We start from the raw sequence: 23748 nt of genomic DNA, 5'->3' as shown, positions 1-23748 counted from the left end.
CAGTTGTCGGCAATTAACCAACGACCATCGAGTTCAACGCCTTAGCTTGATGATTCAGCGCCATTTTCAACATAAAAACCTGCAACACCATCAAATGTTGATGTTTGTAAATCTTCAAACTGCATACTAAATACTGCGATATTCAAATCAGCAGCACCGTCATCCAAGGTAAATTTAGCGCCCATTTCATAGGCTATTACTTTTTCTGGTTCAAATTGCCAATTTGATGCTAAATTAGCTCTCGCGTCATAGCCACCAGCTTTAGACCCTGTCGACATTGATACATAGGCCATTGCATCATCAAACTTACGGGAGATATAAAGCGATGGGTTGAATTCATTTTCATTACGTTCACCATTTACTTGATGTTGCTCAAGCCCTAGTTGAGAGCTTAAAACTCCTAAATACATTGATGTAGGTAAAACTGCAGGTAACCCCATTGCTTGCAAAGTTGCTGGGACATTCACCTGTGCCATATCATTGATAGGTGTACCTGAGCTTAGCTCGATCATGCTTAAACGTCTTGATGCTGATTTATCTTCTTGCGAGTATCGTAAACCTAATGATGCCTGCCAATTAGGTGCAAATTGATAATCAAACTTTGCAAATACTGCTTGTGTATCGCTGTCAGATTGATAATCACGTGGACCTATCGCATTAAGTGGATAAATTCGATACAGTTCAGAAAAGTCGAGTTCTGTGATTTGAAAGTATAGACCCGCAATATAATTAAACGGCCCATCATTATACGAACTAATACGCAGCTCTTGACTGAACTGCTGAAAACTTTCATCACTCGCTTGGCGATAGGTTAGAGGTGCAGGGCCATGATCACCATCATTACTTTGCAACATAGTATAATCTTGCCACCCTGTTACCGAACTAAGTACGTGTTGGCCTAAATCCCACTCAACATTTAAAGTCCAATAATCAGCCTTGAACTCCCCTTGCTCATTTTCACCTAAAGTGGACAAACCTTTGTTAAGCTTATCGCCGATTACATAACTACTTACATCCCCAAATACGGCAGGTAATGGCGCATTATATAAAACAGGCTCTGCAACTGGCTGGCTTGGTGTGATACCAATATTATCTTCTTCGTCATGTTGATACTTCAAAGAGACATCCAAGCTCTCTAAAGGCTGCCAAGTCAAAGTTAAACGACTAAAAACCCCATCGCGCCCAACTTCATCACGCTTTTGCAGTGTATTGTAAAAATAACCATCTTGGTCAATTACTTTTACCGCTGCTCTAGCCTGAAAATGTTCAGTTACGCCTCCACTAATAGCACCATCAAAAGTACTGCCATTATTCAACTCATAGCTAAGATTTGCATAACCTGATAGCTCCTCAGTGGGTGCTGCGCTCGTTATATTCAGAGCTCCTGCGGTGGTATTTTTACCAAATAACGTTGATTGTGGCCCTCTCAATACTTCAAAGCGTTCGAGATCAACAAAAGCGCTGCGCATTTGATAAGCACGACCACGATAAACGCCATCAACATAAGTACCCACGGTTTGCTCAAAACCTTGGTTTGGGCCAGAGCCTAAACCGCGCATAGTGATATTGTAGCCCTGCCCTGACTGACTGATATTAAAGTTTGCTATACGTGATGACAGCTCCTCACTATCGTTAATGTTTTTACTTTGTAGCTCTTTACCCGATATGGCAGTGATCGATAAAGGCACATCCTTGACACTTTCAACACGTTTTTGGGCCGAAACTAAGATTACTTCAAGTTCTTTGTCATCTGCTGCTTTTACTTCAGCCATGCTACCTGTTGCTAAGATTATTCCTAAGGTAATGGCATTAATTTTTGTTTTTGTGTGCATTCAAATTCCTCAGAGAGTGCTGATATTCAGCAATTTACATAGCCACCTACTACCACTGCCACAGTGCGGTTAAGCACAGCAACACTCCAAGCAGTAATAAAGTGATAAAGACTAAGCGTAAAAATTGTGTTTGATTAATTGTATGGTGAAAGTAGTTACCAATAAGCGCCCCAAACAGAACACATGGGGCGAGCATTAGAAAGTGGCCCAACTGCCCTGCTAATTGTCCTGAGATGAGAAACCAAAGAGTTAAACAGCTATTTAAAATAAGCCAAATAGTTAGAAGCGTGGCGCGAAATGAAGTTTTGTCTAAACCACTGCGAGCCATTGCATATACAAGAAGAGGCCCTCCTGATGCAAATAAACCATGCGTAATACCTGCACCACCTATCACGGAAAGCTGTACAGGCTTACTCAAAGGCATAGCTGACGCTTGCCAAATGGCACGTCCCGCAAACCAAATGATTAATAAAGCAAATAATACTTTTGTTAATTGCGCTGGAAAATAAGGCGTTAGTAAAGCACCAATCATTGTGCCAAGCAGCATTGGAGGTAAAATCTGCTTTGCTAACAAATTCAACTGAATATACGCACGCAGCTTAAACACCATCACTGAAGTCATTAGTAAATTAAGTGGCACGAGTAACAGCATTGCTTGCTGAATATCCATAAATAATGCTGCAATTGTTAAGGCAATAACGATGCTACCAAAGCCAGTCATAGCTTCCACTGCAAAGGCAAAAATAATAGCCGCCCCTAAGCCTATTAAAACCATTACGCAACCTCCCACTCACTGGCAAATTTACGTGCCATAAAATGCATGTATAAACTTGGAATTAAGCGGTATAACAACGCCGAAAAATATGTAAATCTATCAGGGAAAAGCCGTTGCTTATCAAGTCGAATAGCCTCACAAATTTGCTTTGCCATCCAGTCACTCGTACGCATTTTACCAACCATTGAGCGGGCATGGTTGGTTTTTCCGCCATCGCCATTTAATGCATTTTTATCAATCGGAGTATCTAAAAAACTAGGATATACCATCAACACCGACACGCCCGTTGGGCGCATTTCAGCGCGAAATGTTTCGAAATATTGGTGTAACGCAGATTTAGCTGCGCAATAGCCTGCTCTGGCCATAACAGGCATCCATCCAGCCATAGAACTGATATTTACGATTTTGCCATGTGCTTGCTGTAATGGTTCGATTAAGCCTGACACAAGACGTACAGGCGCAAAGTAATCAACAGCCATTACTTTTTCTATTACCTCTGGACGAGTAATGCGAGCCAAAGAACGATGCGTAATCCCTGCATTATTAATCAGTAACGCTATTGAGCAATGCTTAGCTTTGATCTGCGTTATTAACTCATCAAGCTCGTCCTTGTTCGCTAAATCACAGCCATATAATTGCGCATTAATTATTTGTCCGCATTGCTCTTGCAACAGCTTAAGGTCTAGGTCAATCAATACTAATTGATATTGAGTTGCTAACTGTTTTGCTAAATCTAAACCCAACCCAGAAGCCGCACCAGTAATCACAGCAACGGGTAACGATGGATTAATCATATGGATGCCTCTTAATGTTATTATTGAGATAAAAAGCAAATACTTCTTTACTCGATTTTTGTGGCTGGTAGGCAAATTGCTGTTTCAGTGCTTGATTGCAAAGTACTGGGCGGTAACGTAAAAAATTAAGTTGTTCAGGGCCATACTGGGTCATTCCGAATAGCTTCGCGACCCGTAAGCTGAGTTTTAAAAGCCAAGCAGGAAGCTCAATGACAGGTTTGTTTAGGGCTTTAGCAATTTCTTTTATGCCCATAGCTCCATCACCAGCTAAATTAAAACTGCCTTCACGATTTTCTGTAACCCCCTGTAAAATAATCGCTAAGACATCTTCATCCCAGATAAACACAAAAGGAGAGTCACTGCCTTTAATGGCAATTATTCTTGGCTTATTAAATAAATCAGTAATCTGATTATTAGTAGTTTTACCAAGCACAGTCCCCGGGCGAAGTACTAACTGTTTTAGCTGCGGATGCGTATATCGATAGTTTTTTAATAGCTCTTCGATTAAGCGTTTATGATGGCTATAAGCAAATTCAGCATTACCTCTTAACGGATGTTGTTCGGTTAACCAGCTAGGGTTATCAGCGTGATAACCATAGGCAGCTCCAGAACTCGTTACCGTAATATGCTGCACATTTGCCTTAACACATGCTTCAAGCACATTTCGAGTGCCATTGACGTCGATATCAAAGTCTCGAACGGCATCTTTAGACGGTTGTAAAATACTCGCTAAGTGCACAACATGTGTAATATTGTGTTCAAGCATAATTTCTGCGAGTCGCGTATCACGCACATCAAGTTGATAGTAATGACAACCAGTTTGAGGGAGATCAACAATATCAATACCTACCAGCTTATGCTGTGTTGATAGCGACTCGACTAACCGTTTGCCGATATAGCCTTGGCTACCTGTTATCATGATCTTATGAGCCACATTGAACCTCTTTATTACTTGCGATCTTTATACCGTGTTTACGATCATGGTGTTGCCAGTAAAAACATAGCCCCATACCTGAAATTAGATGCCAACATCCCCATGCTGCTGCAATAATGGCCATGCCTGTTAAATTATCGAAAAAAGTAAAAATAATACCCAAGCCTAAACCAGAGTTTTGCAGCCCTACCTCAAGCGTAATCGCACGCGTATCCGCTTTATTCAGTTTCATAATTCTGGCACTCGAAAAACCAACCAATAGTGCAATCGCGTTATGAACAATCACCGCCAGCAGAAAAATACTGGCACCAGCAATAAATGCGGACCAATTACTGGTAAGTGCAATTAATACAAATAAGAACAAGGTAAGCAGAGAAATAAATCTAAAAAAGGGTTCACTACGAGCTGCGAATACAGGCCACAATTTAGCAGCAAGTAGTCCCAAACTTAGTGGTAACGCCAGCACTAGAGCAACAATCACAAGAATATTACTTGCAGGGACATTAATTTGGGTCAGCAACACAGCCGTATCTGGGTTCAAACTGCTATAAAGCATAAAATTAAACGGTGTCATTACAGTTGCAGCAAGACTTGCTACTCCTGTCATACTTACCGACATCGCGGTATTGCCTTTTGCTAGGAAAGTAACAATGTTAGAAAAACTACCTCCAGGACAACTACTAACAAGAATAAGTCCCAATGCAACTTCAGCAGGCATAGGAACCATTAAAGTAAGTAACCACGTTATCAGCGGCAGTAAAATAAACTGAGCTAATAACCCTGTAATAGGTCCTCTAGGTGCCTTAAGTACACGCTTAAAGTCTGCAAGTTTGAGACTAAGCGCAATACCAAACATCATCATGGCCAAAATTAAGTTTAAAGTGATTAAGCTTGCTTGAGACATCATTTATCCCATTTTTAATTGGCGCATTTCATCATTAATCGCCGCTAGGTAGTCAGCTTTATGAACATAATACGCCATGCGTTCAAGCTCTAAATAATTCATACCACCGTCAATTCTGACAGCTGCTTTACGCTTCACTTTTTCAGCAAACTTAGCCGCTTTAGTAGGGTTATCTAGTTGCATTCGGATCACTTTAGCAACTAGCTTTGCCTGATCATCACGGCCTTGCCAACCTAATCCAGTTGCTTCAACCATCCCCATCACATACAAGTTTTGATGTAATGGATTAAACACATTTAAATACAAGCGAGGAGCATCCCCCTGCCAGTTAAGGTGAGCTTGGTCTAAAAACGGGTAATGCAACTTGTAACCCGTTGCTTCTAAAATCAAATCATAGTCAGCTTTATTGCCATCAGTAAACGCGGCTCCCTCCTCGGTTAACTCAGCAATTGATGGTCTAACTTTGATATCACCATGACCAATGTGATGTAAAAACAATGAATTAACCACAGGGTGCGATTCATACATTTTATAGTCTGGATCAGGTAAGCCATATGAACTTGGTTTGCCTGAAATAAGCCTAACTAATGTACCATCGACTATTTGTTTCAATTTATTCGGTAATCGCACTTTACCACCAAGTGTATCTGTAGGCCTGCCTGCGACAAATTTCGGTAAAAAGTAATAACCTCTGCGTACCACCATATCTACAGATTTTGCACGATGAACCGCATCGACTGCGATATCACACGCAGAGTTGCCACAACCAATTATCAGAACACGTTTACCTGAAAATAAGCCTGCACTTCGATATTCACTTGAATGAATTTGCTCTCCTGCAAAAGAGCCCTTGAACTGTCCCCGATTAGGGTGATGCAAAGTACCATTAGCGAGCAATAAACCGCTCGCTAAAATTTCTTTTTGCAGGCCATTTTGCACATAGCTAACTCGCCAAAACTCACCTTCTGGCTCGCAATGAGAAACCCATGCTCCAAAGCGGTAATGCTTATAGAGGTCAAAATGTTTAGCGTAGGCTTGAAAATACTCACGCATTTGATCATGTTTTGGATATGTTGCGACGTGTTCTGCCATTGGAAAATCAGCAAACTCGGTCATTCTCTTTGATGAAATTAAATGAGCTGATTCATACATGGTGCTGGTTGGACTATTAATATCCCATAAACCACCTACATCACTGTGTGCTTCAAGACCAATCACATCAATGCCAGTCTCAGCTAGTCGACGAACAGTACAAAGACCCATTGGGCCTGCGCCAATTACAACGTATGGATGCATACTCATTCCTACATAGATAAATCAAAGTGTGACAACCAGATTAACTATTTTTTAAAAACTTGTAATAGCGATGACAGGACAAAAACCAGTTAAAACGAGACATCATTTCTTAGTTGTGCTATAAAAATCACACAACAATAAGAAGAACACACATGACTACAAACAGCGTAACACCTGGCTTTAGCAAGGCTATTTTGCATATTCTTCCCGCGTTAGATGTACAATTAGATGCTAATTTATACCAGCAAATTCAAAAATTCCCAAGTGAAGGAAGACTGCCGATGGCGCTACAAGATGCGCTTTGGCAAGCTTTGACAGATTTAAATGACAATGAACTTGGTCTTAAAATAGCCTTAAGTTTAAAGCCCGATAGTTACGATATGCTCGGCTACTTACTATTTAGTTGTCCGACTCTAGGTGATGCTGTCGACAGCTTAATTGCCTATTCAGCCTTAATAGGTGAAGGTGGTAAGTTTAGTAAATCACATTCAAAAAATGGCTGGAAAGTCACTTTTGATGCCTTTTTTAGCACTCCTACAGCAATAAGGATAGAGGCAGTTCTTGCCTGTGTTGCCTGTGGCGCGAAATGGATCTCTGGTGCACCAATAAAGCCCAAGGTGGTTGCATTTACGCATTCTCAGCAAGGGAATATAGCAAGCTATCGCGCCATTTTTGGAGACGCCGAATTGCTTTTTAACACCAACGAAAATTACTTAATTTATCATGATGATGATTGGCAATTGCAACAACGTAACGTTAATCAAGCTGTGCAACAACAAATGCAATCACTGGCAGAGCAACAACTAAAGCAACTGCAACCACAGAGTTATGTTGATAAAGTCAGTGCAATTTTACTTAAGCAACCCAATTTAAAACGTGAACAAATAAGTAATTTATTGGCTGTGAGTGAAAGGCACTTAAATCGCAAGCTTGCTGAAAAAGGCTACTCATTTAAAAAGTTAAGTGATGAAGTTCGCTGTGAACTAGCCAAGAAGTTGATACGCCAAGGTAGTGCGAATCAAGCACACCTTGCTTTGTACTTTGGCTATGTAGATGAAAGTGCTTTTGCCAAAGCATTCAAACGTTGGACAGGGGTTGGCTTTAAAGAATACAAAAAAACACTAGAAAATGAATAGGTAAATGCTTGAACTTGCTCTTCAATGCGAAGCAATTGGATTAAACGAAAACCAATACTTATTCATCATTTATCTATTCAAACTACACGCTTCCTAATACTATAGTGTATAGTTACTCTTAGCACTTAACTTGCAAGGTTGTTGATGAGTAAATACATAAAACAAGTATTATGCGTGGTTGCGGGGGCGTTCTTTGCCCCGAAAACTGATGCCTCAGAACAACTCACTATTACCTGGTTTGAAAATGATGCTAAGCCTTTCTTTATCGAGAAAAGCAAAGCTAACCCCCATGGTGGGTTATGCAATGAAATTACCGATATGTTGATTGAAGCCTTACCCGAAATTAACCACAGCAAAGTGATATTACCGCAAAAGCGTGGCAGTAAATATCTCGCTGACGGGAAAATGGCATGCTATGCCTGTATGATCCATCGAGGTAAAAAAAATAATCATGTTACTTACTCAATCCCAACCACAGTGTACCCACCATTCAGTGTTTTAAGTACTGAAGAAAAATCATTAAAGATTAAACAAAAACATGGCGATCCAGTGCCACTAATCTCTTTATTCACTGATGCTAATTTTATTTATGGTCAAAATAGTGCGCGTAAGTTTGGCAGTAAATTAGATAAGATTGCGAAAAATACCAAACTCTACGAAAGTGCAGCACTAAGTGGTAACGGCAGTAGCCCAAATTTTGTTCTGCTATCACAGCTAGAACACGGCTACATTGATTACACTATTGATTACCCATTTGTTGCTGATTATTACAACCAGCAAAACCTACAGAATATTCAAAAACTCACCATCGTTAATCCAGCACAGAGTATTGTTTTTGGCGCCATTGGTTGCTCAACGAATGCGCCTAATCATTATGCCGAAAAAGTACTTGTACAGATTAATGAGGCGCTGAAAAACAAGGTGTTGCCAAGTGAGAGATACCAGCAAAGCCAACGAACTTGGCTCGAACAAAGCTTTCCTGAGTTTTCAACTTATTATCAGCGCTACATTTTAGACCCACTTACAGAGCCTGCCACTGATGAGATAATAACTCCTGTTGACCATCCATAAGTGTTACAGCAAAGGTTGAATTAGCCGCGACTTTCCCTACCCCGGCAGGCGTGCCTGTCATAATTATATCGCCATCCTCTAAGTCCATAAATTCACTGATCTCAGCTAAAATTTGCTCAGCGTTAAACAACATTAGCTTTGTGTCACCTAGTTGAGTTTCTTTACCATCAATCTTTAGACTAAATTGATAATGCAAGCTGTCATTAACAGCGACAAATTCAGTAAACAATGCTGAGCCATTAAAGGCTTTTGCACGCTCCCAAGGTAGGCCTTTTTCTTTAAGTATGCTTTGTAGTTCACGTTTGGTTAAATCGAGGCCAAGTCCAACCGCTGCCAGTTGCTTGTTTTTAACTAAAAAACAAAGCTCAGTTTCGTAATGTAAAGCTTCACCTAAGTGTTCACTATTAAGCATATCTGTGATGGCACTATTTGGTTTTGCAAACAACACCATACTAGCGGGTGTTTCATTGTTAAGCTCTGCAATATGCGCTGCAAAATTACGACCAACACAAATAATTTTACTTGAGGTGAATACATCACCATTCCATTTTACTGATTGCACGCAACCTCCTCAATTTAACAAATGTAAAAGACTATATTTTTCTCATTCCAGCTTAAACCTGCAGGATTTGTACCTAAAAAACAGAAACTTACTTATAAAATATTTCTAATAATAACATAAGCATAGAAATTTACCCTGATCTTAACTCGTTATTTATATTGACGATTGTTTTACTTTCCAATAACGTAATGTAAGCGGTTACATTTATAAAATCGGGTTCGGCGATTTTTTTTGGAAAAAAATGTAAGCGCTTACAAAAAAATAGACGACAACATTATTTAAAACCAAATCTGGAGATTTGCATGAACCACACACTTTTCAAGAAAAAGCAGCTTGCTATTAGCCTGTCTATGGCAATGGGTCTAAGCGCGCTAGTTCCTCACTCAGCTGTCGCCGAAGAACAGCCCGACAAAGCGAGTGATATTGAAGTAATACAAGTATCCGGTATTCGCGGAAGTCTTGTAAAATCAATGGATATCAAACGTCAATCTGCAGGTGTTGTTGATGCAATTACTTCAGAAGATATTGGTAAATTCCCAGATACCAACTTAGCTGAATCTTTACAACGTATTACCGGTGTGTCTATTGACCGAAGTAACGGTGAAGGTAGCAAAATTACAGTTCGTGGTTTTGGTCCTGAATTTAACTTAGTAACGCTTAACAATCGTCAAATGCCAACAACCGGTGGTCGTTCATTTGATTTTGGTGATATCGCAACTGAAAGTGTGAGTGGTGTTGAGGTATACAAAACAGCTCGCTCTGATATCCCTAGCGGTGGTATTGGTGCAACCGTTAATATCACCACTGCAAAACCTCTCTCTAATCCTGGCCTACACGCATCGATTGGCGCAAAAGCCGTTCACGATACATCAAACGAAACAGGTAGCGATGTAACACCTGAACTTTCAGGTATTTACAGCAACACATTCAACGATGACAAATTTGGTATCTTAATTTCAGGTTCAGTGCAAGAGCGTGATAACCGTGAACAATCAATGGCGGTTGATAACTGGATCCCAAATGTTGATATTTCATCATCTCCTGATTTAGCTGTCACAGATAACAACCAACGCGCTGATGGTGCTACTTGGTATCCTCAGAATGCTGGTTACGCGTTTTCTGACAATTCACGTAAACGTACCAATGGCCAACTTGTGCTGCAATATGCACCTAATGACCGTATTACAGCGACAGTCGATTACACGTATTCAAAGCTTGAGTTTGAAAAAGATGGTCGTAGCTTTGGTGTTTGGTTCAATAATGGCGGTAACGTAAGTGCTGCAACTATCAATGAAAACGGTACTTACACTCAAGTAACTGAGATTGGTGGTGACTACTCTACAAACTTAAATCGTGGCGCGACAACCAACGAAAATAAATCGCTTGGTTTAAACATTGATTGGCAAGTAACAGACAACTTAAACATTGAGTTTGATGCACACAACTCATCGGCAGAAAGTGCCGGTGTTGGTATTGGCCATGATGCATTTATGATAATCGGTAACACCTCATGTTCATGGTGTGAAAACCCAACCGTCAATATCGACGAAAAAATGGCTGACTTCAGCAAAGGCGAAATTCCGCTAATCGATATGACCTTAACTAATGGCCAAGCAGAAATTTTACCTAGCGACATGGGGACGCTTTTCGCCGGTGTAAACAAAGACACTAACACGAATGACCTTGACCAATATCAACTAAAAGGTACTTGGTATAATGAGGACAGCGGTGCTCTTTCGAGCATTAACTTTGGTATGTCACACACTAAAATCGACTTCCGCACCACGACTGCTTATTCAGGTCAGCTAGCTGCTGGTTGGTGGTTAAACTCTGCTGATTGGTACGATGACAGCATGTTCACTCGAGTAGATAGCTCAGGTTTACTTGACGGTTTCTCTGGCGGTGGTAGCGATAAGCTATTAAATTACTATTATGATGCTGATTTTGATGACATCGTTGCGATTGCAGAAAGCATTGACTGTGATCACCCAGATGGCGGCATTGGTGCATGTAGCTGGCCTGCTGATGTAAATGGTATGGTGCAATCAGGTCCAATCGATGACGATCACCGTGTCAGCGAAGAAACAACAGCCGTATACGCACAAGCTAACTTCGAAACAGAGTTCAACGGTATGCCAGTGAACATCACTGCGGGTTTACGTTACGAATCAACGGATGTTACAGCAAACAGCTTAGAGCGCCCTGCTGTTGCAATGGAATGGGTTAACGGTAACGAGTGGTCATACATTTACGCTGATGAGCGCTCTTTCTCAAATGGTGAAGGTAGCAGCAAAGAGTTTTTACCTAGCATCGATATGAACATCGAGGTAGTTGAAGACGTCATCGCTCGTTTCTCTTACAGCCGAAGCCTTGCTCGCCCTCCAGTTGGCGCGCTTCGTTCAACAACGTCATTTTTAGGTAACCCTAAAGTTGGTCAACGAAAAGTTGCTGTAGGTAACCCAAACTTAAAACCTTATACCGCTGACAATATCGACCTATCACTTGAGTACTACTACGGTGAAGGCAGCTATGTATCAGCAGGTTACTACCGTAAGCAAGTTGATAACTTCTTAGTTAATATTACAACTGAAGAAACGATCGACGGCATTACTGACCCATTCATTGGTGATCGTGCAGAGCAAGCTCGTGAAGATTTAGCAGCTGCAGGTGAGCAACCATCTGACCAAGCAATTCACGATAAGATCAACGAAAACCAAGGTACAGAAGAAGGCACGCCTATCGTTGGTAACGATACAGATCCACTCGCAAGCTTCTTCATTTCGCGTGATAACAACGTTGAAACAGCAAATCTATGGGGCTGGGAACTGGCAGCTCAACATATGTTTGGTGATTCAGGTTTTGGTATTGCAGCCAACGCGACTTTCGTATTTGGTGATGTTGAAGCTGACCGAGATGCAATCGGCTATCAATTTGCTTTACCTGGTTTAAGTGATTCAGCTAACTTCTCAGCAATTTATGATTTAGACGGTTTATCAGCACGTATTTCTTATAACTGGCGTGATGAGTTCTTAACAGGCTTTGACCAACATGCTTCACCTATCTTTACTGAGTCTTACGGCCAGTGGGATATCAATGTGAACTACGCAGTTAATGAAAAACTAACGGTGTTTGTTGAAGGTCTAAATCTTACAGACGAAACGCAACGTACCTACGTTCGTTACTCAGAGCAGCTGTTACGTGCAAACCAATACGGTGCGCGCTATAACATCGGCTTCCGCTACTCGTTCTAGCATTTTGTTGTCAAAAAAGCCGCTCAACAGCGGCTTTTTTTTTTCGCAATTATGCTAGTTTGTCTATATAGCATTTTAGGTAGCCTTGAACATGCAACAGAATGAAGTAAAAAAAGTCGTCATTTTAGGTGGGGGTACTGCGGGTTGGTTATCTGCAGGCTTAATTGCTGCCCAACCCCACTTAACTCACAACGCACACATTACACTAATTGAATCGCCAGATATTGCCACTATAGGTGTTGGTGAAGGTACTTGGCCAACCATGCGACAAACCTTAAAAACCATCGGCATTAGCGAAAGTGAATTTATTCAACGCTGTGATGCGTCTTTTAAACAGGGTTCACGCTTTGATAGCTGGTGCGACGATGAAGGCGACGCACATTATTATCACCCATTCAGCTTACCGGTGGCTTATCAGCAATTAAATATTGCACCTTACTGGTTTGCCAACAAAGATGCCGTGAGTTTTAGTCACGCAGTGGCAAGCCAAACCTACTTGTGCGATCACCATAAAGCGCCGAAAAACCACTTACATAGCGCCTATCAAGGTGAAGCAAACTATGGCTATCATTTAGATGCTGGTAAGTTTGCCATACTGCTGCAACAGCACTGCACTACAAAACTAAAAGTTGAGCATATCGTCAGCCATGTTGAAAGCATCAATAGTGATGAGGATGGCTATATTAGTTCATTACAAACACACGATCATGGCGCTATCACGGGTGATATATTTATTGATTGCTCTGGCACCCACGCAAAGCTGTTACATCAGCATTACGGTATCGAACTAATCGAGCAACAAGATGTGCTATTTAACGACCGAGCAGTTGCCGTTCAGGTACCTTATTTAAACCCGCAACAAGAGATTCTTTCTTATACCAAAGCCACTGCTCAAGATGCGGGTTGGATTTGGGATATTGGCCTACAAAGCCGCCGTGGTCTTGGTATGGTGTACTCAAGCCGCTTTGCCAGTAGCGAAGATGCGAAACATGCACTTAGCAAATACATTGCAAAAACCCAGCCTGGCACAGAACAAAGTGAATTGAAATTTCGTGAAATCAGTTTTAACCCCGGCTATAGACGCCGTTTTTGGTATAAAAACTGTTTAGCTATTGGTATGTCTGCAGGCTTTATTGAACCACTTGAAGCCTCAGCGTTAGTCATGGTGGAACTTGGTCTTAATAATTTACTTGCCAATTTCCCCACTCATCGTGCAGCAATGCCGACACTGGCAAAGCGTTTTGATGAGCAATGCCATTATCGCTGGCAACGTATCATTGAGTTTTTAAAGCTGCATTATGTGCTGTCAAAGCGCACTAGCCCCTATTGGCAAGCTCATAAAGAGGCAAACTCAATTCCTGCGCAGCTGCAAGAAAACTTAGCACTTTGGCAATATCAAAGCCCGTGGCTAAACGACTTTGACCGCACTCAAGAGGTCTTCTCTGCGGCCAGTTACCAGTATGTACTTTATGGTATGAAACAACTACCACAATTCCCTGTACTTGCAATGCCAACGGCTATTATTGAGCACTTTAGTGCTAACCAACAACAAGCCAAACGCGGATTACAACAACTACCAACTAACCGCGAGCTGTTAAATCATATTCAGCAATTTGGCATACAACCTATTTAATCTCAGCATTAGGAGGCCCAATGGCCAATCATGTATTACTTGATAACATCAGCCATAAAGACCTAAAAGTCATCACCACACGCGGTGCTAACTGGGGCGATAATATTAGCTGCGCTACCGTATTTCCAAGTGAATTTGCTAAAGTCCAAGCAAATCAACCTATCGTATTTCGTAAGCACCCTCAAACAGGTCAATTCGAAGCCTTAGCTTTATTTGGTTTTGAAAATGGCGAGAACTTACTGCTTAACGAACAAGGTGAATTACAGCTGAGTTACTTACCACTGAGTATGCAGCGCCAGCCATTTTTAATTGGTCAACAAACTCAGTATAACAATGGCATTCCTGAGCAATCACTGGTGGTACATATTGATTTAGATAGCCCACGCATAAGCACACGCGATGGCGAAGCAATTTTTCTTGAACATGGTGGTAATAGCGATTATTTAAACCATATTGCTCAAGTACTTAACGCGTTACATCAAGAACATCAAACAATTAACCACTTTTTTGAGCGTTTACTTAGCGTTAATTTACTCGAATCTTTCAGTATTGAATATGCGGATAAAAATGGCGAAAAAGTCACAGTGAACGGCTTTTATACCATTAACCAACAGGTACTACACGATTTAACCGCTGAGCAACTTAAGCAGTTACAACAGCAAGGTGACTTGCAGGCTATTTATATGGTGTTGGCATCAATGGAAAAAATCCCTCATTTGCTTAATAGAAAATGGGCTCAGCAGTAATGTTTGCGGCTGCGCCAATAAAAGAATGCCAGGCTTCAAGCATTGCTGATCTTAAACCTTTTTTAGCTGAGCTTACTGAACCACTGGTAATAAGAGATCTCTGTGCTGATTGGCCCCAAGTGATTGCAGCTAAACAAGGCTCTAAAAGCGCTTTAGACTATCTTTTAGGTCTTGCCAATAATGCTCCGGTGCGAAGCTTTAGTAGCGAGGCAATTCATCATGGTCGGTATTTTTATAACGCTGATTTATCGGGGCTTAATTTTTCACAGCACGCCGATAGTCTTCAGGCTGTATTGCAAAAACTAGCATTAAAACTGTCGCAAACCGATAATGATTCGTTGTATATGGGTTCCACTGCAGTAGAGTATTGCGCTCCGGGCTTTAGCCTTGAGAACCCATTAATAGTGACCGATTATAATTGCCTTACAAGCCTCTGGGTGGGGAATCATAGCCAGATTGCGGCTCACTATGACAATGCCGATAACCTAGCTTGTGTTGCAGCTGGTGAACGCACTTTTACTCTAATGCCAACCGATCAGGTCAATAACCTTTACGTTGGCCCGCTGGAGTTTACACCTGCTGGACAAGCAATTAGCTTAGTTGATTTTAGTAACCCAGATTTGAGCCGTTTTCCACGTTTTAAAGAGGCTCTTTCAAAGGCTCAATCAGCTACCCTTACCCCTGGCGATGCTATCTATATACCTGCTCTATGGTGGCATCAGGTTAGCGCGACCAGTCCATTTAATGTATTAGTAAACTATTGGTGGCGACAAGCCCCAGAGTATTTGGCAAACCCATTTGATGCCATGCTGCACAGTATGTTGGCGATTAAAGACTTACCAAACGAGCACAAGCAGAAATGGCAGCAACTATTTAATCATTATGTCTTTGCTGATGATGTGGATTTAGCAAGCCATGTAGCTGAGCCTGTACAAGGGATATTAGCAGATATCGACGAAATAACAGCGAGAAGGTTAAGACAGCTATTACTACAAAAGCTCAACCGATAGAATGAACCAAAAGCCAGCTGATACAACGAGTTCGGCGATGTATCTGCAGGCTTTTGGCTCATAATTTACTTACCCTTTATTTGTACTGCAGATGGCTGTGTAGTTGCACAACCAATGCCTGTTTCAATATTTTTACTACATTGAAAAACACGTACATAATCGACCAGCATTTGCTTAGGGTAACCCGCAAAATCAACGCCTTTGTCATTCACATTTGCAGGCCAGTTTCCGCCTACAGCAAAGTTAAGGAGTAAGTGAAAACGCTGATCAAATGGAGCAAACCCCTTATTTTCTATAAACGAGCCGTCTTGTTGTTGTGATGTTGAATACCAATGGTCGTGGTGAAATGTCGCATAATGAACATCATCAACATACCAACGAATTTCATCTTGTTGCCATTCAAGGGCATAAACATGAAAATTATCAGCCGGGTTATCTGCTTCGCTGAAACGATAAGGCGTACCACTGTAGACATTTTCTGGCGCAGGACCACCGTAATGCAAAGTGCCGTGTACGCGTGTCTCAAGGCTACCTGTTGGCGCTGTTTTGTCATCAGTAAGGGTCTTTAGATTCACAGCTTCCATGATGTCTATTTCGCCTGAAGATGCCCAGCGGCCATAATGCCAATCAGTAGGTAACATCCAAATCGCAGGCCACGCCCCTTGTCCTGCAGGCAATTTAGCGCGAATTTCAAAACGGCCATATCGCCAATCAGCTAAGTTTTTAGTACGTAAACGTGCAGAAGTAAAAGGCTGTGTTGCCACCTTTTCTCGCTCAGCATCGCTGCTTACTTCATCGCGATTATGTAAAGGCCCAGTGTATTGCTCTTGCCGAGCAACAATATGCAATAAGCCATTTTTGACAAAACTGTTTTCACTTCGTGCGGTGTAGCATTGCTGCTCATCATTACCGCCACCTCGACAATTGACTTCATGTTGCCACTTAGCCAAATCAAGAGTATTTTGTGAAAATTCATCTTGCCAAACTAACTGCCATCCATCACCTAAGCTAGCTTTGACAGGCTCAGCAGTTTGCTGACAGGCGCTAAGTACACCTGTTAGCAAAATAACGACATATGGTTTTACTGACATGAGACTGAAGAGTCCTGCGTGTGTGAGCTACTTAATGATAATTTAGCAATTGATACTTGCCATGCACCTTCAGTAGCTAACTGCCACGGTGAGAACACTTGCCCAAGCTGCACACCTTGTTCAGCAAAGCAGCTCAAATCAACGGTTAGCGTCTGCCAATCACTTGTACCTTTAACTTGTTTGCTAATATCAAATTGACCGTCACAGTTTTCACCACACTGCATACCTAGCATTAACGGCGCATCAGCAGCTTGATCTACTTTAATTTGCATTTCTAACTGACCAGCTTTTTCAACGTATGAGCGCAGATCCGACGGGAACGCCGCCATTAAACGAACAGCAGCTGCTTCCTTACCATTAAAGCTGATTGCGCGCGCATCTTCTTGCACGTCTTTATCAAAGGTTTTTACGCTAACAGCATTTAATGCTGCACGGCTGCTGGTCATAGCTTGCAGCTCAGAACCACTTTGCAACTGTAGTGACCATGGTGCTTTTACGGCACGTTCAAATAATACTAAGTCTTCTAATTTAGCAGAAACTTGTGATTTTTCGCTCAGGTCATCCGCTAATGTATTTTTATCTTGATAAGTTAAACCAAAGCCATAAGGCAGTAGTGGCGCATAATCTTTATCACCACGATTTTGGTTACCTACAGGATTATTTGGCCATGAAAAAGATAACTTACCTTTAAAGTCATGATTGATAGAGCCATCTTGCTTTTTAAAGATAACATCGCTAATTGCATCACCTTCGCTACCAGGTAACCAAGTTGCAACAAACGCATCACTAGCATTAAGCTCAGCATTCACCCACATTGGGCGACCACTAATAAATAGTGACACCACAGGAATACCCGCATCTTTTAACTTTTTAAGAAGTGCTAAATCAGTTTTATTACCGCGTTGATATTCAAGGTTATCTAAATCACCATTGCCTTCTGCATACGGCTGCTCACCAAATACTACAATCGCAACATCTGGCTTAGTCTCAAAGGCACCATTTTCATCGTATTGAACTTGCCCACCGGCTTGCTCAACGGTTGCTTTAATGCCATCAAAAATAGAGCTACCACCCGGGAAGTCACTATTTTCATTGCCTGTGCCTTGCCATGTAATCGTCCAGCCACCAGACTGCATGCCAATGTTATCAGCACCCTGACCTGCAACTAATACATTTGTATTTGGTGATAGAGGTAATAACGCTTGCTTATTTTTCAAAAGCACCAATGATTCACGTACCGCTTGTTTTGCAATTGCACGATGCTCAGCACTGCCAATAATCTCTGTTTTACCAGAAAGCGGACGCTTAGCTGGGCTTGGTTTATCAAACAAACCAGCGCGCATTTTTACACGTAAGATACGCGTTACCGCATCATCAATTCGGCTTTGCGCAATTTCACCACTTTTCACTTGCTTGATGAGGTTTTCGTATAGTGGTTTCCATGCATCTGTCGGAACCATATACACATCAAGGCCCGCATTTGCGGCTTGTGCACAATTGCCATTAGTACACCCCGGAATTTGACCGTGGCCGTTCCAGTCACCGACAACAAAACCGTCAAAGCCCATTTTGCCTTTTAACACGTCGGTAAGTAGATATTTGCTGCCGTGAATTTTTTCACCATTCCAGCTGTTAAATGACGCCATCACGGTTTGTGCACCCGCACCTAAGCCACCAACATAACCTTGCGCATGAATATCAAATAACTCTTGCTCTGATGCCGTGTTATTACCTTGGTCATCACCACCTTCGGTACCGCCATCGCCTAAAAAGTGTTTAACAGTGCTAATTACGCGCTTATCAGATAAGAAATCGTCATCAACCGCGCCTTGCAAACCTCTAACGATAGCTGCTGAGTAAGATTTAACAATTTCAGGGTCTTCAGAGTAGCCCTCGTAAGTTCGACCCCAGCGGTCATCACGCACAACAGCCACAGTTGGCGCGAACACCCAGTCGATACCAGTTACCATCACTTCTTGCGCTGTAGCAGCTGCAATTTTTTCGATTAGCTCAGGGTTATTTGTCGCACCCAAGCCAATGTTATGTGGGAATAATGTCGCACCAATAACGTTGTTATGACCATGTACTGCATCGGTGCCCCACATGGTAGGTATAGAGCTACCATCGAGCGAGTCATCTATAGAGGCTTGATACATTTTCTCAGCAAGGTCAATCCAGTCAGCGGCGCTGGCATGTTTGTCATTGTTAGGGAATGCTCCACCACCATTAAGATAAGAACCAAAGCCATATTTACGCATATCTTCAACGGTAATATCGCGAATTTCTGGCTGGATCATTTGAGCAATTTTTTGCTCTAGAGTCATATTTGTGAGTATTTTCGCAATTTTTGCTTCCATCTCTGGATTTGCTGCAATACCTGTTTCGATGTTTGGCCAAATTTCTTGCTCAGCGTTCACGTGTGTAACCTTGTCTTGCCCACTACAACCTAGCATGCTGACGCTTGCCATCATTAACGAACAGAGAGTGAATGTTTTTTTCAATTTCATTTTTTTCACCTATGATGATTGCTGAGTCTGAGTCGATACTTTTGAGCCAACCAGCGCAAAGTAAGTAATGTATAAGTAACATGCAATTGGTAAAAATAGCGCCATTTGCACACCAATAGAATCCGCTAAAATACCTTGTAATAGAGGAATAATTGCACCACCCACAATCGCTAAACATAAAATGCCTGAGCCTTTAGAGGTGTATTTACCAAGACCATGTAGCGCTAGGCTGAAAATCGTTGGGAACATAATCGAATTGCATAGACCCACGAGTAAAATTGCCCACATAGCAAGGCTTCCCTCACCCGTCATGGCAATCACAACAAGCATTACGGCAAGTAAGCCATGACATGCTAATACCTTACCTGCATTAAATTTTTGCATTACAGCCGCACCAATAAAGCGACCAACCATGGCTCCTGCGAAATAATAACTAATATAATGAGCGGCCTCTTTTTCTGCTAAACCCGCAATATTATCAAGGGTCAAAAAGCCCACTAAGAAGCTACCAATTGCCACTTCTGCGCCCACATACACAAAGATACCTACGGCGCCTAAAATTAAATGGCGATAACGCCAAACACTGCCTAAATCAACAAAGTCTTCTAAATCTTGATGAGCCGCTTCACTGTCACTTTCTTTACCTAGTTTTGGTAGCTTTAAAAATGCGAAGATAACGGCAAGTATTAATAAGCTTAACGACAACATTAAATAAGGTAGCTTCACTTCTTCTGCCGTGGCTTGGCTAATTTCAGATAGAATCAACCAACCACCAAAAATTGGCGCAACCGTCGTTCCTAATGAGTTAAATGCTTGTGTCATAGTCAAACGTGAAGAGGCTGTCTTTTGCGGACCAAGTACGCTTACGTAAGGATTTGCAGATACTTGTAAAATAGTGATACCTGATGCCAGTACAAACAAGGCCAGTAAAAATAGCTCATAAACATGGGCAACAGCGGCAGGGTAAAATAGTGCACAACCAACGGATGCAACCACCAAACCCACAACAATACCAAGCTGATAGCCAATTCGACTGACCAACTTACCTGCCGGAATTGACATCACAAAATACGCACCAAAGAAGCAAAATTGGATGAGCATAGCCTGCGTATAGTTAAGTGAAAACATACCTTTTAAGTAAGGGATTAATATGTCATTTAGACAAGTTATAAATCCCCACATAAAAAATAATGTGGTCAATGATGCCAGTGCGAAGTGTTGCTTTGGCATATCTGCTTGGCTTGAAGCAGCCGAAACAGGAGTTGATACATGAGCCATAATTTTCTTCTCTAGTTAATTATATTTATCAGTTTGTTACAGCAAAATTTGGTACTTAATCACTAACAACAAATAGCGAAATATGTTGCAACATTAAATGTAAGCGCTTACATTTATAACATATTAATCATATTTAGCAATTTATTTGCGGAAAAATTGTAAGCGCTTACAGCCGAGTCTAAACTCTAATCAGCTAAGTCTTACACTAACCCGAAGGACGCGTATCAACTGTGCATAAATCAATTTCACTGTTACCTGATTCACCTTTACTCAAACCCGAGTTCACTTTCGGTGTTGCAACAGCCTCATTTCAGATTGAAGGTGCACGCGAGCAACGCCTCGATTGTATCTGGGATACATTTTGTGAAAAGCCTGGAACCATCGCAGACCAAAGTCATGGTAATGTAGCTTGTGACCATGTTGCTCGTTGGCAGCAAGATGTCGAGATGATTGTAGACTTGAGCGTAGATGCTTACCGCTTATCTATTTCGTGGCCTAGAGTCATGCTTCAAGATGGCTCGGTAAACGAGCAAGGAATGGCGTTTTATGTTCAGTTATTAACAGCTTTAAAAGCACGTAATATTAAAACCTATGTTACTTTATATCACTGGGATTTACCCCAATACCTTGAAGATAATGGTGGCTGGTTAAATCGTGAAACGGCCTATAAATTCAAAGAATATGCCGAACTTGTGACTCGCCATTTGGGTCACCTGGTTGATTCATTTGCAACCTTGAACGAGCCTTTTTGTAGTGCCTATTTGGGTTATGAGGTGGGTGTACATGCACCTGGTATTAAATCACAACAGGCAGGTCGTCAAGCAGCTCATCACTTATTGCTTGCTCATGGCCTTGCCATGCAAGTATTACGTAAAAACTGCCCAGAAACAGAAGCGGGTATCGTATTAAACTTCAGCCCGACCTACCCTTTAACAGCCGATGATATAAAAGCCGCAGAACTTGCTGATCAGTACCATAATCAATGGTATATCAAAGCTGTTTTAGAAGGCGCTTACCCATCTTTATTTAATGATTTAGCTGATGAAGTTAAGCCCACTATTGTTGCTGGCGATATGGCGATAATTAGCCAAGCCGTCGACTTTATTGGCGTTAACTACTATACCCGCATACACTACAAAAATACCGCTGATGGCTGGTTTGAAGAAGCAAGCCTTGCGGGTGTACGTGTTACAGATATGGGCTGGGAAGTTTACCCACAAGGTTTAACTGAGCTTTTGGTATCACTGCATCAGCAATATGATTTGCCAAAAATATATATCACTGAGAATGGCGCAGCCATGGCCGACACGTTAGAAAACGGTGAAGTGAACGACATTGAACGTGTAGATTATTATCATACCCACTTAAATGCGGTTTGTGATGCAATTCGCCAAGGCGTCGATATTCAAGGCTACTTTGCGTGGAGCTTAATGGACAACTTTGAATGGGCGTATGGCTACGAAAAGCGCTTTGGATTAGTTTATATTGATTATCAAAACCAACAACGCATTTTAAAAGAAAGCGCAAAACAATATCGCACACTACTTAAACAGCGATAAAAATAACAACAATCGAGAACACACATGCTGACTAAAAGAGAAAAAATAGCCTACGGATTAGGCGACACAGCAAGTAATATCATCTTTCAAACAGTGATGTTATTTTTAACTTTTTTCTATACTGATATCTTTGGTATTTCACCCGCTATTGTTGGCACCTTGTTTTTAGTGGTGAGAGTCGTTGATGCAATTACTGACCCATTGATGGGGGCTTTAACTGATTCAACCCGTACTAAGTGGGGAAGTTATCGTCCCTACTTACTCTGGCTTGCCCTACCATTCGGGGTGATCAGTATGATCACCTTCACCACGCCAAACCTACCTGAGTCAGGTAAAGTAATATACGCTTTTGTTACTTACACTTTACTGATGCTGGTTTATACCGCTATTAATATTCCTTACTCAGCGTTAGGGGGAGTATTAAGTGGCGACCCTAAAGAGCGAGTATCTATTCAGTCTTATCGATTTGTATTTGGCATGCTCGGCGGCTTAATTGTCAGCGCCTGTACTTTGCCTTTAGTCAACTGGCTTGGAAAAGGTGACAACGCCACAGGCTATCAACTCACTATGGCCTTGATGAGTGGCTTAGGCGTCATTCTATTTTTAATTTGTTTTCGCTTTACCAAAGAACGCGTTGCGGCTCATAACAGCTCATCATTAAGCTGGAAAAACCGCATGAGCACGCTTTGGCAAAATGGCCCGTTTAAGGTGTTGTGCTTTGCTGCATTTATGCTGTTAACCAGTATGGTATTACGTACAACCCTTGCCATTTACTATGTAAAATATGTACTTGGTGAAGCCGAGCTAGTCACTTATTTTGTTACCATCGGTATGATAGGTAACATTCTTGGTTGTGCTTGTGCGAACCCACTGAGTAAACGAGTTGATAAGAAAACCGCCTATATTCGTTTGCAATATATCTCTGCAGCAATTAGTTGCGTGGCATTTTGGTTGCCTGGCAAGCAGCTGATACTTGCCTTTGTGGTGTACTTTTTATGGTGTTTTTTCACGCAAATGGCGACCCCTTTATTGTGGGCAAAAATGGCTGACACCATAGATTATGGGCAATGGAAAACTGGTGAAAGACTGACAGGCCTTGTTTACGCGAGCGTAGTATTTTTTATTAAGCTTGGTCTTGCCCTTGGTGGTGCAATTGCAGGTTGGTTACTCGCATTTTATGGCTATGAAGCAAATACCGAACTGAGTGAGCAGACACTTTCGGGTATCTTAATTTCATTTACCCTTTACCCTGCAATAGGTAGTATGCTTGTCGCTTTTATCATGAAAAGGTATATTCTTGATAATCAAACAGTTGAGCAGATCAGTGCCGACTTATCGTTAAAGCAGCATCCATAACTTTGTTTAGTAA

18 protein-coding genes are annotated in these 23748 nt (G+C 41.6%); 8 read left to right on the top strand and 10 right to left on the bottom strand.

The window, feature by feature from the left end; all coding sequences use genetic code 11:
• Positions 1 to 41 precede the first annotated feature (41 nt).
• The 6 genes from J8Z25_RS04035 to J8Z25_RS04010 are packed head-to-tail and all read right to left on the bottom strand — an operon-like array spanning position 42 to position 6535.
• Entirely contained in the window at positions 42 to 1832 is a 1791-nt protein-coding gene (locus tag J8Z25_RS04035; RefSeq protein WP_250661708.1) for a TonB-dependent receptor, read from the bottom strand.
• Between the two features lie 49 nt (positions 1833 to 1881).
• A complete protein-coding gene (locus J8Z25_RS04030; protein ID WP_130049576.1) occupies positions 1882 to 2607 on the bottom strand; it encodes a sulfite exporter TauE/SafE family protein in 726 nt (241 codons plus the stop codon).
• Complete coding sequence (locus J8Z25_RS04025; protein ID WP_250661707.1) at positions 2607 to 3401, bottom strand: SDR family NAD(P)-dependent oxidoreductase; 795 nt, start codon at positions 3399 to 3401, stop codon at positions 2607 to 2609. The genes J8Z25_RS04030 and J8Z25_RS04025 overlap by 1 nt, the downstream gene beginning before the upstream one ends.
• Positions 3394 to 4335 (bottom strand): SDR family oxidoreductase, encoded by a 942-nt coding sequence (locus J8Z25_RS04020; protein WP_250661706.1) that lies wholly within the window; start codon positions 4333 to 4335, stop codon positions 3394 to 3396. The genes J8Z25_RS04025 and J8Z25_RS04020 overlap by 8 nt, the downstream gene beginning before the upstream one ends.
• Positions 4325 to 5239 (bottom strand): bile acid:sodium symporter family protein, encoded by a 915-nt coding sequence (locus tag J8Z25_RS04015; protein ID WP_130052194.1) that lies wholly within the window; start codon positions 5237 to 5239, stop codon positions 4325 to 4327. Before J8Z25_RS04015 ends, J8Z25_RS04020 begins: the two co-directional genes overlap by 11 nt.
• A gap of 3 nt (positions 5240 to 5242) precedes the next feature.
• A complete protein-coding gene (locus J8Z25_RS04010; protein ID WP_130049579.1) occupies positions 5243 to 6535 on the bottom strand; it encodes a flavin-containing monooxygenase in 1293 nt (430 codons plus the stop codon).
• 152 nt (positions 6536 to 6687) lie between these two features.
• Between J8Z25_RS04010 and J8Z25_RS04005 the strand changes: the two genes are divergently transcribed.
• Both J8Z25_RS04005 and J8Z25_RS04000 read left to right on the top strand, forming a co-directional pair.
• The gene (locus J8Z25_RS04005) at positions 6688 to 7671 is read left to right on the top strand and encodes an AraC family transcriptional regulator (protein WP_250661705.1); all 984 of its coding nucleotides are present in this window, start codon (positions 6688 to 6690) and stop codon (positions 7669 to 7671) included.
• 144 nt (positions 7672 to 7815) lie between these two features.
• On the top strand, positions 7816 to 8742 hold the full coding sequence (locus J8Z25_RS04000; protein ID WP_250661704.1) for an ABC transporter substrate-binding protein: 927 nt from the start codon (positions 7816 to 7818) through the stop codon (positions 8740 to 8742).
• On the opposite strand, the gene J8Z25_RS03995 is transcribed toward J8Z25_RS04000, so the two are convergent.
• Positions 8693 to 9304: a fumarylacetoacetate hydrolase family protein gene (locus tag J8Z25_RS03995; protein WP_130049582.1), complete on the bottom strand. Its 612-nt coding sequence runs from the start codon at positions 9302 to 9304 to the stop codon at positions 8693 to 8695. The two genes, J8Z25_RS04000 and J8Z25_RS03995, sit on opposite strands and share 50 nt — an antisense overlap.
• A 302-nt stretch (positions 9305 to 9606) precedes the next feature.
• Here J8Z25_RS03995 and J8Z25_RS03990 point away from each other — a divergent pair, with 302 nt between their 5' ends.
• The 4 genes from J8Z25_RS03990 to J8Z25_RS03975 all read left to right on the top strand — a co-directional run bounded on the left by J8Z25_RS03990 (position 9607) and on the right by J8Z25_RS03975 (position 15944).
• The gene (locus J8Z25_RS03990; protein WP_250661703.1) at positions 9607 to 12555 is read left to right on the top strand and encodes a TonB-dependent receptor; all 2949 of its coding nucleotides are present in this window, start codon (positions 9607 to 9609) and stop codon (positions 12553 to 12555) included.
• 91 nt (positions 12556 to 12646) lie between these two features.
• On the top strand, positions 12647 to 14188 hold the full coding sequence (locus tag J8Z25_RS03985; protein ID WP_250661702.1) for a tryptophan halogenase family protein: 1542 nt from the start codon (positions 12647 to 12649) through the stop codon (positions 14186 to 14188).
• Positions 14189 to 14208: 20 nt separating this feature from the next.
• Positions 14209 to 14934 (top strand): SapC family protein, encoded by a 726-nt coding sequence (locus J8Z25_RS03980; RefSeq protein ID WP_178926635.1) that lies wholly within the window; start codon positions 14209 to 14211, stop codon positions 14932 to 14934.
• Positions 14919 to 15944 carry a cupin-like domain-containing protein gene (locus tag J8Z25_RS03975; RefSeq protein ID WP_178926634.1) on the top strand — a complete coding sequence of 342 codons (1026 nt, stop codon included), beginning with the start codon at positions 14919 to 14921 and terminating at the stop codon, positions 15942 to 15944. The genes J8Z25_RS03980 and J8Z25_RS03975 overlap by 16 nt, the downstream gene beginning before the upstream one ends.
• Positions 15945 to 16009: 65 nt before the next feature.
• Here J8Z25_RS03975 and J8Z25_RS03970 read toward each other — a convergent pair whose 3' ends face one another.
• The 3 genes from J8Z25_RS03970 to J8Z25_RS03960 are packed head-to-tail and all read right to left on the bottom strand — an operon-like array spanning position 16010 to position 20820.
• On the bottom strand, positions 16010 to 17035 hold the full coding sequence (locus J8Z25_RS03970) for a glycoside hydrolase family 16 protein (protein WP_239976886.1): 1026 nt from the start codon (positions 17033 to 17035) through the stop codon (positions 16010 to 16012).
• Positions 17026 to 19542 carry a glycoside hydrolase family 3 protein gene (locus J8Z25_RS03965; RefSeq protein WP_250661701.1) on the bottom strand — a complete coding sequence of 839 codons (2517 nt, stop codon included), beginning with the start codon at positions 19540 to 19542 and terminating at the stop codon, positions 17026 to 17028. The genes J8Z25_RS03970 and J8Z25_RS03965 overlap by 10 nt, the downstream gene beginning before the upstream one ends.
• Before the next feature lie 9 nt (positions 19543 to 19551).
• On the bottom strand, positions 19552 to 20820 hold the full coding sequence (locus J8Z25_RS03960; RefSeq protein WP_130049588.1) for a sugar MFS transporter: 1269 nt from the start codon (positions 20818 to 20820) through the stop codon (positions 19552 to 19554).
• 230 nt (positions 20821 to 21050) lie between these two features.
• Here J8Z25_RS03960 and J8Z25_RS03955 point away from each other — a divergent pair, with 230 nt between their 5' ends.
• On the top strand, positions 21051 to 22379 hold the full coding sequence (locus tag J8Z25_RS03955) for a GH1 family beta-glucosidase (RefSeq protein WP_250661700.1): 1329 nt from the start codon (positions 21051 to 21053) through the stop codon (positions 22377 to 22379).
• Between the two features lie 24 nt (positions 22380 to 22403).
• Positions 22404 to 23735 (top strand): glycoside-pentoside-hexuronide (GPH):cation symporter, encoded by a 1332-nt coding sequence (locus tag J8Z25_RS03950; RefSeq protein WP_250661699.1) that lies wholly within the window; start codon positions 22404 to 22406, stop codon positions 23733 to 23735.
• The last annotated feature ends 13 nt before the right edge of the window (positions 23736 to 23748 follow it).

Source organism: Pseudoalteromonas sp. SCSIO 43101 (assembly GCF_023650775.1).
GTDB classification, from domain to species: Bacteria; Pseudomonadota; Gammaproteobacteria; order Enterobacterales; family Alteromonadaceae; genus Pseudoalteromonas; species Pseudoalteromonas apostichopi.
This window is presented reverse-complemented; position numbering and strand designations above follow the sequence as displayed.